This window comes from Halomonas sp. V046 (genome assembly GCF_052645355.1).
The window spans coordinates 415,191-429,723 of the sequence record NZ_JBQXYF010000002.1; the positions used below are offsets into that span (position 1 = coordinate 415,191).

Below are 14,533 nucleotides of genomic sequence, written 5' to 3' on the forward strand. Positions count from 1 at the left end.
AAAGCCAACCAAGACACCGAGTCAGCGGAGGGTGCGGCCTCCGCTGAACAGGGGGCTAGTGGCGAAGGGTGCCTCAGCGGACCTTGGGGTCCAGCTCGCCGCGGGCGTAACGCTCGAACATGTCGTCGAGGTTGATCGGCTTGATCTTGCTGGCGTTGCCGGCGGTGCCGAAGGCCTCGTAGCGGGCCACGCAGATGTCTTTCATGGCGCTGACGGTGAGCTTCAAGAACTTGCGCGGATCGAATTCCGCCGGGTTCTCGGCGAGGAAGCGCCGCACGGCGCCGGTCGAGGCCAGACGCAGGTCGGTGTCGATGTTGACCTTGCGCACCCCGTGCTTGATGCCTTCGACGATTTCCTCGACCGGCACGCCGTAGGTCTCGGGGATGGCGCCGCCGAACTCGTTGATGATCGCGAGCCATTCCTGGGGCACGCTGGAGGAGCCGTGCATCACCAGGTGGGTATCGGGGATACGCTGGTGGATTTCCTTGATGCGCTGGATCGAGAGGGTGTCGCCGGTGGGGGGACGGGTGAACTTGTAGGCACCGTGACTGGTCCCGATGGCGATGGCCAGGGCGTCCACGCCGGTCGCCTTGACGAAGTCGGCGGCCTCTTCGGGATCGGTCAGCAGCTGGTCGTGCTCGAGCTTGCCTTCGGCGCCGATGCCGTCTTCTTCGCCGGCCATGCCGGTCTCGAGGCTACCCAGGCAGCCGAGCTCGCCTTCGACGGAAACGCCACAGGCGTGGGCCATTTCCACCGTGCGACGGGTGACATCGACGTTGTAGTCGTAGTCGGCCGGGGTCTTGCCGTCTTCGCCGAGCGAGCCGTCCATCATGACCGAGGAGAAGCCAAGCTGGATGGAGCGCTGGCACACCGCGGGGCTGGTGCCGTGGTCCTGGTGCATGACCACGGGGATATGCGGAAACTCTTCCACGGCGGCCAGGATCAGGTGGCGCAGGAAGGGGGCGCCAGCGTACTTGCGGGCACCGGCAGAGGCCTGGAGGATGACCGGGGAGTCGGTGGCATCCGCCGCTTCCATGATGGCGCGGACCTGCTCGAGGTTGTTGACGTTGAAGGCCGGGACGCCGTAGCCGTGTTCGGCGGCGTGATCCAGCAGTTGGCGCATGCTGACAAGAGCCATGAAAGTACCTTTGCCTCAATATGAAGGCGCGGCTTTTCGCCGCGCCGGTTGTTTCTTTGGGGGAGGGAGTCAGTCCGCGGCGGCCTCAAGGGCGGCAACGGCTGGCAGGGTCTTGCCTTCCACGTACTCGAGGAAGGCGCCACCACCGGTGGAGATGTACGACACCTGGCCTTCGATGCCGTACTTGTCGATGGCCGCCAAGGTGTCGCCACCGCCAGCGATGGAGAACGCAGCGCTCTCGGCGATGGCTCGGGACAGGGTCTCGGTGCCGCCGCCAAACTGGTCGATCTCGAACACGCCGACCGGGCCGTTCCATAAAATGGTGCCGGCGTCCTTGAGCATGGCGGCGAGAGTCGCCGCGGTGTCGGGACCGATGTCGAGGATCATTTCGTCGTCGTTGACCTGGTCCACCGGTTTGGTGACGGCTTCGGCGGCATCGGAGAACTCGGTGGCCACGACGACATCGGTGGGCAGCGGAATCTTGACCTTGGCCATCAGCGCCTTGGCCTGGTCGACCAGGTCGGCCTCATACAGTGACTTGCCGACATTGTGACCGGCGGCGGCGATGAAGGTGTTGGCGATACCGCCACCGACGATCAGCTGGTCGCACTTGTCCGACAGCGCGGTGAGCACATCGAGCTTGGTGGATACCTTGGAGCCGCCGACGATGGCGGTCATCGGGCGCTTGGGCTGGGCCAGGGCCTTGTGCAGGGCCTCGAGCTCGGCGGCCAGCAACGGGCCGGCGCAGGCGAGCTTGGCGAAGCGGGCGACGCCGTGGGTGGAGGCCTGGGCGCGGTGAGCGGTGCCGAAGGCATCCATGACGAAGACATCGCACAGCTCGGCGTAGCGCCTGGATAGCGCCTCGTCGTCCTGCTTCTCGCCGATGTTGAAGCGCACATTCTCGAGCAGCACCACGTCGCCGTCTTCGAGTTCAGGGGCCCTGTCGAGGTAGTCGGTCACCAGGCGTACCGGGCTGTCCAGCAGGTCGCTCAGAGAGTCCGCCACCGGGGCCAGGGTGAACTCGTCGGCGCTTTCGCCTTCGGTGGGGCGGCCCAGGTGGCTCATCAGCAGCACCTTGGCACCGGCCTCTCGGGCGGCCTTGATGGTCGGCAGGCTGGCACGCAGGCGAGCATCGCTGGTCACCTTGCCGTGCTTGACGGGCACGTTGAGATCTTCGCGAATCAGCACTCGCTGGCCACGGAGATCGAGATCGGTCATCTTGCGCACGTTCATGTCAGCAGATCCTCATCTGAAAAGCCTGGGACGTCACCGGCGGTCTTGACGGGGGGAGGCGTCGAGCCTGGCCACCTGGCGGGCCACGTCGAGCATGCGATTGGCAAAGCCCCACTCATTGTCGAACCAGCACAGAAGTTTGAGCAGGCGGCCGCCGGCCACCCGTGTCTGAGTGGCGTCTACGATACCGGAGCGTGGATCATGGTTGAAGTCGATGGACGCCATGGGCTCCTCGGTGTAGCCGAGCAGGCCACCCAGACGGTTCTCGCTGGCCTCGCGCAGCAGACGGTTGACCTCGCCGGCGTCGGTGTCGCGTTTGACGCAGATGGCCATGTCCATGGCCGAGACGTTGATCGTCGGTACACGCACGTGAAGACATTCGAAGCGCTCGGCCAGGTGGGGCATCAGGCGGTTGATGCCCTTGGCAAGGCCCGTATCCACCGGCACGATGGACTGCATGGCCGAGCGTGTCAGGCGCAGGTCGGTCTGGTGGTAGGCGTCGATCACCGGCTGGTCGTTCATCGCCGAGTGAATGGTGGTGGTAACGCCATGCTCGATGCCAAGCGCCTCATCCAGCACGGTCAGCACCGGCACCAGACAGTTGGTCGTGCACGAGGCCGCCGAGACGATGCGTGCCTGGGCCGTCAGCTCGGCATCATTGATGCCGGTAACGATGGTCGCATCGACGTCACTCTCGGCCGGCTGGGAGAACAGCAGCCGTCGTGCGCCGGCGGCCAGGTGACGCTCGGCGGTGGCACGATCCTTGAAACTGCCGGAGCACTCCAGCACCAGGTCGATGCCGAGCTCGGCCCAGGGCAGACGATCGGGGTCGGCCTCGGACAGCACCCGAATCGCTCGGCCGTTGATCACGAGTTTGCCTTCGCCGCTCTCTACCCGGCCGGGAAAGCGGCCATGAGTCGTGTCGTAGCGCGTCAGGTAAGCGATGGTATCGAGGCCCGAGAGTTCGTTGATCGCCACCACCTCGAACTCGGGGTCGCCGCGTTCGATCAGGGCGCGCAGAACGCATTGGCCGATGCGGCCATAGCCGTTGATGGCGATGCGGAGGGGCATGGTCTCGGGGATCTCTCTCACAGGGGCTCGGGGGTCTCTAAAGAGGGACAGCAAGCGCAGGATTCTACCTCAACTCGGTCGGTTAGTCCCGTCGGCCGGGCCATGCCGGCTCATGCGCCGAAGCCGGCAAGGCGCCATACCAGCGGCAGCAGAAGTGCGGTCAGAACGCCGGTCAGGGTCATGCCGAGGGAGGCGAAGGCGCCGGCGGTGGGGCCGATTTCGAAGGCGCGAACCGTGCCGATGGCGTGGCCGTTGACGCCGAGAGCCAGGCCCAGCAGGCGCTCATCGTCGATCTTCAGCCAGCGCCCGAGCAGGGTAACGAAGGCGGTGGCGGCCACGCCGGTGATCAGCAGGCCGCCCATCAGGATCGACACAGAGCCGCCGAGGGTCTCGGTGATGCCCATGGCGATGGGGGCGGTGACTGACTTGGGGGCCAATGACGCCAGCAGCGACGGCGGCGCGCCCAGGGCCCAGGCGATGGCCACGGCGTAGAAGGCCGCCAGCAATGTGGCCACCGGCAGACACACCGCCAGGGGCCGCCATAGGGCCCGCACATGGTGCATCTGCTGGTACAGCGGCACCGCCAGCGCCACGGTGGCAGGGCCCAGCAGCAGCATCAGCCAGGCCGCGCCGCGGCGATAGTCGCCATAGGGGATGTCGAGTAGCCGCAGGGTGGCGGCGAGCAGCAACGAGGCGATCAGGATCGGCGGGCACCAGCCCGGCGAGCCGAGTCGCCGAAACAGGGCGAACCCGGTCAGATAGGCGCCAATCGACAGCCCTATTGCCAGTAGTGGCGTCTGCAACCAAGCTTCGATCAGCGTACTCATGACGCATCTCCATCGCGCGATGGAGATGCCGCCGAGGGCAACAGGCGGCGCATCAGCCACAGGGTGCTTGCCACGCTCAACAGGGTGCCAAGGGTCAGGGACAGGGCCACTGCCAGCCAGTGCTCGGCGACCTTGTCCAGCACCTCGAAGACACCCACGACACCGGGCATGATCAGCATCGCCAGCAACATGATCAGCGGCTGGGCGGCGCCGGCCACGTCTTCGTTGATCCGCCCACGCACCACGAAATAGAGCGTCAGCAGCATCAGGCCGACGACTCCCGGCGACAGCGGCAACTGGGCCAGGCGCACCAAGGCGTCACCGGCGAGCCAAAAGCCCACTAGCCAAAGAAAGCCACGTAGCACTCGCATCGTCATCCTCGCTTACCAAGGTGTCCCTCTGCGGGGACAGGTAGGGTCTGCATTGTGCCGACTCATGGCATCGTCGTCAGCAAGGGGGTTCGCTGCGCCGCGTCATCCGCTACCCTGTCTAGACGCCAAGACTTTACCTGAAACCCAGAGGTTCACCATGGCGGTGACATCGTCGCCGCCAGTCAAGACACGGAGATGGAAGATGAGTGATATCGGAAGCTGGCTGGGCGCCGAAGCCGAGAACCTGCTGACCCATGAGTGCAAGGGAATCTCCAAGGACCACCTGCACCTGCCCGGATCCGACTTCGTCGATCGGGTGATGATCGACTCCGACCGCTCTCCTGCGGTGCTTCGCACCATGCAGACGATGTTCAATCACGGTCGACTCGGGGGCACCGGTTACCTCAGCATTCTGCCGGTGGATCAGGGCATCGAGCACTCCGCCGGGGCGTCCTTCGCCCCCAATCCGATCTACTTTGACCCGGCCAACATCGTCGAGCTGGCCATCGAGGGCGGCTGCAACGCGGTGGCCTCGACCCTGGGCGGCCTGTCATCGGTGGCGCGTCGCTACGCCCATCGCATCCCGATGATGCTCAAGCTCAACCACAACGAGACCTTGACCCACCCGCCGGTGTTCGACCAGACGCTGTTTGCCGAGGTCGATCAGGCCTTCGATATGGGCTGCACGGCGGTGGGGGCCACCATTTACTTCGGCTCGCCCGATTGCCGTCGCCAGATCGAGGAAATCAGTGCCGCCTTCGAGCGCGCCCACGAACTCGGCATGGTCACCGTCCTGTGGGCCTACTTGCGTAACCCGGCCTTCAAGCATGAGGGCACCGACTATCATGTCGCCTCTGACCTGACGAGCCAGGCGGTGCACCTGGCGGCCACCCTCAAGGCCGATATCGTCAAGCAGAAGCTGCCGGAGAACAACGGCGGCTATCGCGCCATCGGCTTTGGCCATACCCACGACAAGGTCTACTCGGAGCTGACTAGCGATCACCCCATTGACCTGGCCCGCTACCAGGTGGCGAACGCCTACATGGGCCGCGCCGGACTGATCAACTCCGGTGGTGCCTCCAGCGGCGAGGGCGACCTGACCCAGGCGGTACGCACCGCGGTGATCAACAAGCGTGCCGGTGGCATGGGCCTGATCTCCGGGCGCAAGGCATTCCAGAAGCCGATGCGCGAAGGCGTTGCGCTGCTCAATGCCATCCAGGACGTGTATCTGGCACCGGATGTGACCATCGCTTGATCGATAGCGTTACGCTTTCAGCGGTGCGGCCAGAAGCCGGCGGCTGAAAGAGCGAAGGTCGAACCGGGTCGAATAGTGGCCCTCGAAGGGCCGAGCCGGCCAAGCATTCGATCACGGCCGCGACATCACAAGAAGGGCACGGCGATCACTCGCCGTGCCCTTCTTGTTGGTTGCCTTGGCGTACCAGTCGCTGACGCCGGTGGCGTCAGCGACCGGTCGGGCGCTTAGCCGAGCAGTGCCTTGGCTTTCTCCACCACGTTGTCCTTGGTGAAGCCGAAGTGCTTGAACAGATCGCCGGCCGGTGCTGATTCGCCGAAGCTCGCCATGCCCACGACGTCGCCGTCCAGACCCACGTACTTGGTCCAGTAGTCGCGGTGGCTGGCTTCGATGGCCAGGCGTGCGCGCACGGCGCGGGGCAGTACCGACTCGCGGTAGTCGGCGTCCTGGGCGTCGAACACGTCGGTGGCCGGCAGCGACACGACGCGTACCTTCTTGCCCTGGCTCTCGAGTTCGCCGGCCGCGTCCATGGCCAGGCCGACCTCGGAACCGGTGGCGATCAAGATCAGCTCCGGGGTGCCGTCCGCGTCCTTGAGCACGTAGCCGCCACGTTGGATGTTGGCCAGCTGGCTCTTGTTGCGCTGCTGGTGCGGCAGGCCCTGGCGGGACAGCACCAGTGCGGTCGGGCCACCGCTGCGCTTCAGGGCGTGGGCCCAGGCGGCGGCGGTCTCGACGGCGTCGGCCGGGCGCCAGGTGCATAGGTTCGGCGTGGTGCGTAGGCTGGTCAGTTGCTCGATGGGCTGGTGAGTCGGCCCGTCTTCGCCAAGACCGATGGAGTCGTGGGTGAACACGTAGATTTCCTGCTGGCCCATCAGTGCCGCCATGCGCACGGCGTTGCGCATGTATTCCATGAAGATCAGGAAGGTCGCGCCGTAGGGAATGAAGCCCCCATGCAGGGCGATGCCGCTCATGATGGCGCCCATGCCAAACTCGCGCACGCCGTAGTGCAGGTAGCTGCCGTCCGGGGACTCGGCGGAGATCGCCTTGGCGCCGTTCCAGAAGGTCAGGTTCGACGGTGCCAGATCGGCGCTGCCGCCGAGCAGTTCCGGCAGTTGCGGGCCGAGCTCATTGAGGCAGTTCAGCGAGGCCTTGCGCGAGGCCGGCGACTCGGCCTTTTCCTGGGCCGCTTCGACTAGCGCCTCGGTGTTGAGCTCGCTCGGCAGGGTGCCCTTCTGGCGACGCTGGAACTCGCGGGCGAGGTCTGGATGAGCGTCCTGATAGCGCTCGAAGCGGGCCTGCCAGTCGTCCTGGTGCTTCTGGCCACGCTCGCAGGCCTCCCAGCCCTGATAGATGTCTTCGGGGATATGGAAGGGGGCATGGGACCAGCCGAGCTGCTCGCGAGCGGCCGCCACTTCAGACTCGCCGAGGGCGGCGCCGTGGCTCTCTTCCTTGCCTTGCTTGTTCGGCGCGCCGAAGCCGATGATGGTCTTGCAGATGATCAGGCTCGGGCGGTCGTCATGGGTACGGGCCATCTCGATCGCGGCCTTGACCTCGTCGGGCTTGTGGCCGTCGACGCCAGACACCACGTGCCAGCCATAGGCCTCGAAGCGCTTGGCGGTGTCATCGGTGAACCAGCCGTCGACGTCGCCGTCGATGGAGATGCCGTTGTCGTCATAGAACGTGATCAGCTTGCCGAGCTTGTGGGTGCCGGCCAGCGAGGATACCTCGTGGGAGATGCCCTCCATCAGGCAGCCATCGCCGACGAAGCAATAGGTGTAGTGATCGACGATGGTGTGGCCGGGGCGGTTGAACTGGGCCGCCAGGGTGCGCTCGGCGATCGCCATGCCCACGGCATTGGCCAGGCCCTGGCCCAGCGGGCCGGTCGTGGTCTCGACGCCCGGCGCGTAGCCGTACTCCGGGTGGCCGGCGGTCTTGGCGTGCAGCTGGCGGAAGTTCTGCAGTTGTTCCAGGCCCAGGTCATAGCCGGACAGGTGCAGCAGCGAGTAGAGCAGCATGGAGCCATGACCGTTGGACAGCACGAAGCGATCGCGGTTGGACCATTTCGGGTCACACGGATTGTGGACGAGGTAGTCGTTCCACAGCACTTCGGCGATGTCGGCCATGCCCATGGGGGCGCCGGGGTGACCGGAGTTGGCCTTCTGGACAGCATCCATGGACAGGGCGCGAATGGCGTTGGCCAGTTCGAAACGGGACGGCATTGAGGGCTCCTCGCCTACAGCAAAGTGGCAATGGCTGACGCGCGCCGAGCCTTGGGCCGGCTGCACTGGTGGCTTTGGGAGCGCCGCCGGTCTTGACTGCGAGTCGGGGCGGCGCGAATCGATAGGGGCGTTATTGTCGCCGGAAACGCGGCGTCCATCAAATCGAACGCCCATGATCCGGGGCATGCGCTGGCGAGACCGGCGCGGCAACTCGCTAGGAAGGCGCCGGGCGAGCGTGTAGAATTTCGCCCCGTCAGGTCCATCCGGAATCTGCATACTGCGGTCGTGCATCACGACCGGCCCTGTTTTCATCTGCCAGGCCCGCCTGCCGCTTAGCCTACAGAGGGTCGAGGACGCCATGAGCGAATACTCCCTGTTTACCTCCGAGTCCGTCTCCGAAGGACACCCGGACAAGATTGCCGACCAGATTTCCGATGCGGTGCTCGACGCCCTGATCGCCCGAGACAAGAACGCCCGAGTGGCCTGCGAGACGCTGGTCAAGACCGGCGTTGCCATCGTTGCCGGTGAGATCACTACCTCGGCATGGGTCGATCTCGAGGATCTGGTGCGCAAGGTGATCCTGGATATCGGCTACACCTCTTCCGACGTTGGCTTCGACGGCGAGACCTGCGGGGTGCTCAATCTGATCGGCAAGCAGAGCGTCGAGATCGCCCAGGGCGTCGACCGCTCCAAGCCCGAGGACCAGGGAGCCGGTGACCAGGGCCTGATGTTCGGCTACGCCACCAACGAAACCGAGTCCTACATGCCGGCGCCGATTCATTACAGCCATCGGCTGGTGGAGCGTCAGGCCGAGCTTCGAAAGCGTGGCTTGTTGCCGTGGCTGCGCCCGGATGCCAAGAGCCAGTTGACCTTCCGCTACAACGAAGCGGGCAAGCCCTGTGCCGTCGAGGCGGTGGTGCTGTCGACCCAGCATGACCCGGACATCGACCAGAAGCAGCTGCGCGAGATGGTCAAGCGCGAGATCATCGAGCAGGTGTTGCCGGCCGAGTGGCTGTCGGATGCCACCCAGTACCACATCAACCCGACCGGCAAGTTCGTCATCGGGGGGCCGGTAGGGGATTGCGGCCTCACCGGACGCAAGATCATCGTCGATACCTACGGCGGCATGGCCCGCCACGGTGGCGGCGCCTTCTCCGGCAAGGACCCGTCCAAGGTCGACCGCAGTGCCGCCTACGCCGGTCGCTACGTGGCCAAGAACATCGTTGCCGCAGGCCTCGCCGAGCGCTGCGAGATCCAGGTGTCTTATGCCATCGGTGTCGCCGAGCCGACCTCTGTCTCGGTCAACACCTTCGGCACTGGCAAGATCGACGACGAGCGCATCGTCGCGCTGGTGCGTGAGCACTTCGATCTGCGCCCCAATGCGATCACCCGCATGCTCGACCTGCTGCACCCGATGTATCAGTTGACGGCGGCCTACGGCCACTTCGGGCGCGAGCCGTTCGAGACCAGCTATACCTGGACCGACACCAACGGCGAGAGCCAGACCGAGACCTTTACCGCCTTCCCCTGGGAGAAGATCGATCGCGCCGACGATCTGCGCGCCGCGGCGGGTCTCTAGGTCGGCGACACAGAAGATGCTCGTCGGTTGGGCGGCCTGATTGGGCCCCCGGCCTGGGCGACGCCAGGTCTGGCGATCATCTTCAAGTAACATAGCCCCGCCGGCCGGTGGGGCTTTTTTGTGTTCCCTCTTTGTGTTCCCTCTTGCGCGCCTCGTAGCGCCTTTGTGCTTCGACGTACCCCGCGCTTCGGCATGGCTTCGATGCCTGGGCGAGGGTTCTGCTGTCTGTCGCGCGGGCGTGTCCTGTTTCCGGCCATTGTGGATTAGCTTTTCTAGTACGAGAAAGGCTGGCCGAAGGGAGAGGGAAACATGCCGAGAGACGCGACCTTGAGCGACAAGTGCTGGGCGAGTCGGCGGCTTGGGAGAGGACGCCGGGGCTGTCGAGAGAACCGGGGGTGGAAACAAAGGCGCGGTGGCACCTGGGGTGAGCTATCGAGGAGATGTCCGCGGCCGCGGGGTCTCATGGTAGCGGTTCTCTTGGCTGCACTGGGGGTGTCGTCGCCGCTGTTGGCGGAGTGTCCGGACTGGCCTGGCGAGCAGGCTGAACAGGAGCTATCGCGCTTGAGCGAGCGCCTGGGCGCGTGGAACCTTGCCTATCGGCGGGACGGCAGTTCTCCGGTCAGCGACGATGTCTACGATCAGGCGCAGGCCCGGCTGGCAGCGCTGAGAACCTGCTTTCCGAGGGTCGCCCTGGAGCCTAATGTGGCCCTGCCATCACCCACGGGCGAGGTGCGCTCCCACCCCTATCCCCAGACGGGGCTTGCCAAGCTCGCCGGGCGCGATGAGGTCGCGGCCTGGCTTGCGCGTCACCCCGGCGCCTGGGTCCAGCCCAAGGTCGATGGGGTCGCGGTGAGCCTGGTCTATCAGGAGGGTGAACTCGGCGCGGTGATCAGCCGCGGCGACGGACATTCGGGGCAGGACTGGATTCGTCATGGCCGCGTCATTGACGCGATACCCGCCCGGCTGAGCGATGCCTGGCGCGATCTCTCCCGGGATGATCGCCTGGTGCTGCAAGGGGAGCTCTACCTGCGTAGCGAGGGGCACGTGCAGCGCGATGACGGCAGCGCCGGCGCGCGCAGCCAGGTCGCCGGCTGGCTGGCGCGTGATGAACTCGGCGAAGAGCTTGGTCGTCGTCTCGGCCTTTTCGTCTGGGGCTGGCCGGACGGGCCCGACGCCTTGCCAGAGCGTCTGGCGGGCCTGACCCGGCTCGGCTTCGACGAGAGTGCGCGCTTCAGCGTGGCGGTCGATGATCTTAGCGAGGTCTCGCGGTGGCGCGAGCGCTGGTACGCCTCGCCCTTGCCATTTGCCACCGACGGCGTGGTGCTGCGACAAGGGCACCGGCCGGGGGGCGATACCTGGCTAGCCGAGCCTCCGGACTGGGCGGCGGCCTGGAAGTACCCGCCCAGGGAAGCCCTGGCCGAGGTGCGGGCCATCGAGTTTCGCATCGGTCGCACCGGGCGGATTACCCCCATGGCACGCCTCGAGCCGGTTCGTATCGATGATCGCACGCTGCGCTACGTCAGCCTCGGCAGCCTCCAGCGCTGGCGCCGGCTCGACCTTGCGCCCGGTGACGAGGTGGTCATCCGTCTGGCCGGGTCGGTCATTCCTCGTCTCGATGCCGTGGCCTGGCGAGCCGTCAGGCGAGCGGCGGTCACGGCGCCGGACCCCGAACGCTATCACCCGCTGAGTTGCTGGCACCCGACGCAAGGTTGTCGCGAGCAGTTTCTCGCGCGACTCGACTGGTTGGGGGGCGACCGGGCGCTCGCCCTTGACGGCATCGGGCCGGGGACCTGGGCGGCGCTGGTCGAGGCAGGACTGGTCGACGACGTGCTGGCCTGGCGCTCCCTCGTTCGGCGCCAGCTACGTGAGGTGCCGGGTATCGGTGAGCAAGCCGCCGAGGACCTGGCAAGGCGCCTTGCCGGCGCCGAGAAACGCGGCTTTCGCCGCTGGCTGGTGGCCCTCGGCGCGCCGCCCTTGCCCGATGTGTTGCCCGCCACCTGGGCCGAGATCGCCCGGCGCAGCGTCGATGACTGGCGCTCGGTGGACGGGATCGGCGAGGTCAGGGCGAGGGCCTGGCGAGACTTCGCTACCCACCCCGAGGTCGTGACGCTGGTGGCTCGGTTGGGCGCGGCAGGCGTGGAGGGCTTCGCCGGTGGATTCGCCAGTAGCCGCCGCCTCGGCGTTGGCGAGCCTGCGCCTTAGCTGCCTATAGTGAGGGGCAGCGCGATGTTTCAGTGTCCCGAGTCAGGAGACCGGCATGACCCCGAACCAGGCTTCCAACGCCTCAGTTGCCTCTTCTTCGCCAGGTGATGCATCGTCCCCTGTCGCACCAGCATCCGCGGCGCTCGGTGCCTTCGACGACTACCGCGTGGCCGATATGGGGCTTGCCGACTGGGGCCGGCGTGAGATTCGCATCGCCGAGAGCGAGATGCCGGCGCTGATGACGATTCGCGCCAAGTATCGCGACGCCCAGCCGCTTGCGGGCGCGCGCATCGCCGGCTGTATCCATATGACGATTCAGACCGCGGTGCTGATCGAGACCCTCATCGATCTGGGAGCGTCGGTGCGCTGGTCGTCGTGCAACATCTTCTCGACCCAGGATCACGCCGCCGCGGCCATTGCAGCAGCCGAGATTCCGGTGTTCGCCTGGAAGGGCGAAAGCGAGGACGAGTTCTGGTGGTGCATCGAGCAGACCGTGGCCGGCCCGGGCGGCTGGACGCCTAACTTGGTGCTGGATGACGGCGGCGATCTCACCCTGCGGCTGCACGCCAGTCATGCCGACAAGCTCGCTGCGGTGCATGGCATCAGCGAAGAGACCACCACCGGGGTCCATCGCCTGCTGGACATGGCCCGCCTGGGCGAGCTGATGGTGCCGGCGATCAACGTCAACGACGCCGTGACCAAGTCCAAGAACGACAACAAGTACGGCTGTCGCCATAGCCTCAACGACGCCATCAAGCGCGGGCTCGACCATCTGCTGGCCGGCAAGCAGGCCTTGGTGATGGGCTACGGTGACGTCGGCAAGGGCTCGGCGGCCTCGCTGCGCCAGGAAGGCATGATCGTCCGGATCGCCGAAATCGATCCGATCTGTGCCATGCAGGCCTGCATGGACGGCTTCGAGGTCGTCTCCGCGCATCGCGACGGCATCAACCGCGGCGAGGACAGCGTCGATCAGGCGCTGCTTGGCAAGATCGATCTGGTGGTCACCTGCACCGGCAATATCGGCGCCTGCGACGCGGCCATGCTCGGGGCCCTGAAAAACGGCGCCGTGGTGTGCAACATCGGCCACTTCGACAGCGAGATCGATACCGCCTTCATGCGCCGCCGCTGGCAGTGGGAGGAGGTCAAGCCCCAGGTGCACAAGGTCTATCGCGACGCCGCTCCGGGCCAGGCTATCGACCCTCAGAGTCGTAACGTGCTCTACCTGCTGTCCGAGGGGCGCCTGGTCAATCTGGGCAATGCCACCGGGCATCCTTCCCGGGTCATGGACGGCTCCTTCGCCAACCAGGTGCTGGCGCAAATGCATCTGTTCGAGCGGCGCTTCGACGGCCGACGCTTCGCCGAGCTCGAGGGCGATGAGCGCCAGGCGGCCATCGAGGTCACGGTGTTGCCGCGCCATCTCGATGAGGAGGTTGCACGCTACATGGTCGAAGGCTTCGGCGGGGTGATCACCCGACTCACCGAGGAGCAGGCGCAGTACACCGGGGTCGCGGTCGACGGGCCCTACAAGCCGGATCACTATCGCTACTGATGGGTGGCACAGGGCAATGTTGGGGACCGACGTCGAGGCTGATCGCCAGGGGCCAGCTCACGCAGCGGCGCTGTGGGGCCATCGACGCGGGCCACGCGGGACCGGGGGGAGCGCGTGGGACTGGCGAATGCGCGGGACCGGGGAGTGCGGGATCGGGGAGCGAAGAGCCACGACGGTCATTGCTTGGTCACCCGGGTGCCACGACGTTGTCATTGCCGGTGGGCAGGCTGAACGGGCGTTCACAGGAGATCGCCCATGGCTACCCCGCTGACCGTTCGAACTCTCTTCATCTCCGATCTGCACCTTGGCACACGAGACTGCCAGGCGGCACTGCTGTCGCGACTGCTGCGCCGGGTGCGCCCAGAGCGGCTGTATCTGGTCGGTGACATCATCGACCTGATCGCCATGCATCGGCGTGCGGCCTTGCCGGCCGAGCAGCAGCGCCTGGTGGCCAGACTGCTGCGCCTGGCCAGGGGCGGCTGCGAGATCGTCTATATTCCCGGCAATCACGATGCGGCGCTACGGCGCCTGTGTGGCTTGCAGGTGCATCGTGTCAGCATCGAGCGTCGGGCGATTCATGAAACCGCCGATGGCCGCCGCCTGCTGATCAGCCACGGCGACGAGTTCGACACCCACGTGCGGGTCGCGCCCTGGCTTCTGGCGCTTGGCGATGGCATGCATCAGTTCGTGCTGGCGCTCAATCGCTGGTGCAACAAGACGCGCTCGGCGCTGGGTATGCCCTATTGGTCGCTATCGGGCGCGGTGAAGGGGCGTATCGGCGCCGCCCAGCGCTACGTTGCCCAGTTCGAGCAGGCGGCGCTGCATCAGGCCGCGCGCGAAGGGCTGGATGGCTATGTCGGAGGACACATCCACAAGGCCGGCTTTCGCGTGCGCAATGGCGTGCTGTACTGCAACGACGGCGACTGGGTAGAGCACTGCACGGCGCTGATCGAACGCCCCAACGGCCAGCTGGCGTTGATCGACTGGCAGGGGCGGGTGATCGAAGAGGAGCCGGTCATGGTCCCTCACGGCGCAGGCGCGCTGGCCGGGGCCTGATGGGCTTTCTTCACAGGACACATCCACAAGGCCGGC

Annotated in this window: 11 protein-coding genes; 5 read left to right on the forward strand and 6 right to left on the reverse strand. The window is 66.1% G+C overall.

What is annotated here, in order from left to right:
* Nucleotides 1-73: 73 nt before the first annotated feature.
* The 5 genes from fba to ACUN9Y_RS04335 form a co-directional block, all read right to left on the reverse strand.
* Nucleotides 74-1,138, reverse strand: a complete 1,065-nt coding sequence (gene fba / locus ACUN9Y_RS04315; protein ID WP_445459446.1) for a class II fructose-bisphosphate aldolase — start codon at nt 1,136-1,138, stop codon at nt 74-76.
* 69 nt (nt 1,139-1,207) lie between these two features.
* Nucleotides 1,208-2,371 (reverse strand): phosphoglycerate kinase, encoded by a 1,164-nt coding sequence (locus tag ACUN9Y_RS04320; protein ID WP_445459447.1) that lies wholly within the window; start codon nt 2,369-2,371, stop codon nt 1,208-1,210.
* Between the two features lie 33 nt (nt 2,372-2,404).
* Nucleotides 2,405-3,442, reverse strand: coding sequence for a type I glyceraldehyde-3-phosphate dehydrogenase (locus ACUN9Y_RS04325; protein WP_445459448.1), 1,038 nt, complete (start codon nt 3,440-3,442; stop codon nt 2,405-2,407).
* A 110-nt stretch (nt 3,443-3,552) separates the two neighbouring features.
* Nucleotides 3,553-4,269: an LrgB family protein gene (locus tag ACUN9Y_RS04330; RefSeq protein WP_445459449.1), complete on the reverse strand. Its 717-nt coding sequence runs from the start codon at nt 4,267-4,269 to the stop codon at nt 3,553-3,555.
* Entirely contained in the window at nt 4,266-4,640 is a 375-nt protein-coding gene (locus ACUN9Y_RS04335) for a CidA/LrgA family protein (RefSeq protein WP_445459450.1), read from the reverse strand. The genes ACUN9Y_RS04330 and ACUN9Y_RS04335 overlap by 4 nt, the downstream gene beginning before the upstream one ends.
* Before the next feature lie 202 nt (nt 4,641-4,842).
* Between ACUN9Y_RS04335 and ACUN9Y_RS04340 the strand changes: the two genes are divergently transcribed.
* Nucleotides 4,843-5,895 (forward strand): class I fructose-bisphosphate aldolase, encoded by a 1,053-nt coding sequence (locus ACUN9Y_RS04340; protein ID WP_445459451.1) that lies wholly within the window; start codon nt 4,843-4,845, stop codon nt 5,893-5,895.
* Between the two features lie 224 nt (nt 5,896-6,119).
* Here ACUN9Y_RS04340 and tkt read toward each other — a convergent pair whose 3' ends face one another.
* Nucleotides 6,120-8,111 (reverse strand): transketolase, encoded by a 1,992-nt coding sequence (tkt, locus tag ACUN9Y_RS04345; RefSeq protein ID WP_445459452.1) that lies wholly within the window; start codon nt 8,109-8,111, stop codon nt 6,120-6,122.
* A gap of 358 nt (nt 8,112-8,469) precedes the next feature.
* Between tkt and metK the strand changes: the two genes are divergently transcribed.
* The 4 genes from metK (at nt 8,470) to ACUN9Y_RS04365 (ending at nt 14,497) form a co-directional block, all read left to right on the forward strand.
* Nucleotides 8,470-9,690: a methionine adenosyltransferase gene (gene metK, locus ACUN9Y_RS04350; RefSeq protein WP_445459453.1), complete on the forward strand. Its 1,221-nt coding sequence runs from the start codon at nt 8,470-8,472 to the stop codon at nt 9,688-9,690.
* A gap of 462 nt (nt 9,691-10,152) precedes the next feature.
* Complete coding sequence (gene ligB, locus ACUN9Y_RS04355; protein ID WP_445459454.1) at nt 10,153-11,892, forward strand: NAD-dependent DNA ligase LigB; 1,740 nt, start codon at nt 10,153-10,155, stop codon at nt 11,890-11,892.
* 175 nt (nt 11,893-12,067) lie between these two features.
* On the forward strand, nt 12,068-13,441 hold the full coding sequence (locus ACUN9Y_RS04360; protein WP_445459487.1) for an adenosylhomocysteinase: 1,374 nt from the start codon (nt 12,068-12,070) through the stop codon (nt 13,439-13,441).
* Between the two features lie 255 nt (nt 13,442-13,696).
* Nucleotides 13,697-14,497, forward strand: coding sequence for a UDP-2,3-diacylglucosamine diphosphatase (locus ACUN9Y_RS04365; protein ID WP_445459455.1), 801 nt, complete (start codon nt 13,697-13,699; stop codon nt 14,495-14,497).
* The last annotated feature ends 36 nt before the right edge of the window (nt 14,498-14,533 follow it).

Excerpts from the sequence above, each read along its gene's own strand:
- ACUN9Y_RS04335 (WP_445459450.1), bottom strand. The coding sequence starts at position 4,640 with ATGCGAGTGCTACGTGGCTTTCTTTGGCTAGTGGGCTTTTGGCTCGCC.
- ACUN9Y_RS04340 (WP_445459451.1), top strand. The coding sequence starts at position 4,843 with ATGAGTGATATCGGAAGCTGGCTGGGCGCCGAAGCCGAGAACCTGCTG.
- ligB (WP_445459454.1), top strand. The coding sequence starts at position 10,153 with ATGGTAGCGGTTCTCTTGGCTGCACTGGGGGTGTCGTCGCCGCTGTTG.
- ACUN9Y_RS04365 (WP_445459455.1), top strand. The coding sequence starts at position 13,697 with ATGGCTACCCCGCTGACCGTTCGAACTCTCTTCATCTCCGATCTGCAC.
- ACUN9Y_RS04320 (WP_445459447.1), bottom strand. The coding sequence starts at position 2,371 with ATGAACGTGCGCAAGATGACCGATCTCGATCTCCGTGGCCAGCGAGTG.
- metK (WP_445459453.1), top strand. The coding sequence starts at position 8,470 with ATGAGCGAATACTCCCTGTTTACCTCCGAGTCCGTCTCCGAAGGACAC.
- ACUN9Y_RS04330 (WP_445459449.1), bottom strand. The coding sequence starts at position 4,269 with ATGAGTACGCTGATCGAAGCTTGGTTGCAGACGCCACTACTGGCAATA.
- fba (WP_445459446.1), bottom strand. The coding sequence starts at position 1,138 with ATGGCTCTTGTCAGCATGCGCCAACTGCTGGATCACGCCGCCGAACAC.
- ACUN9Y_RS04360 (WP_445459487.1), top strand. The coding sequence starts at position 12,068 with ATGGGGCTTGCCGACTGGGGCCGGCGTGAGATTCGCATCGCCGAGAGC.
- tkt (WP_445459452.1), bottom strand. The coding sequence starts at position 8,111 with ATGCCGTCCCGTTTCGAACTGGCCAACGCCATTCGCGCCCTGTCCATG.
- ACUN9Y_RS04325 (WP_445459448.1), bottom strand. The coding sequence starts at position 3,442 with ATGCCCCTCCGCATCGCCATCAACGGCTATGGCCGCATCGGCCAATGC.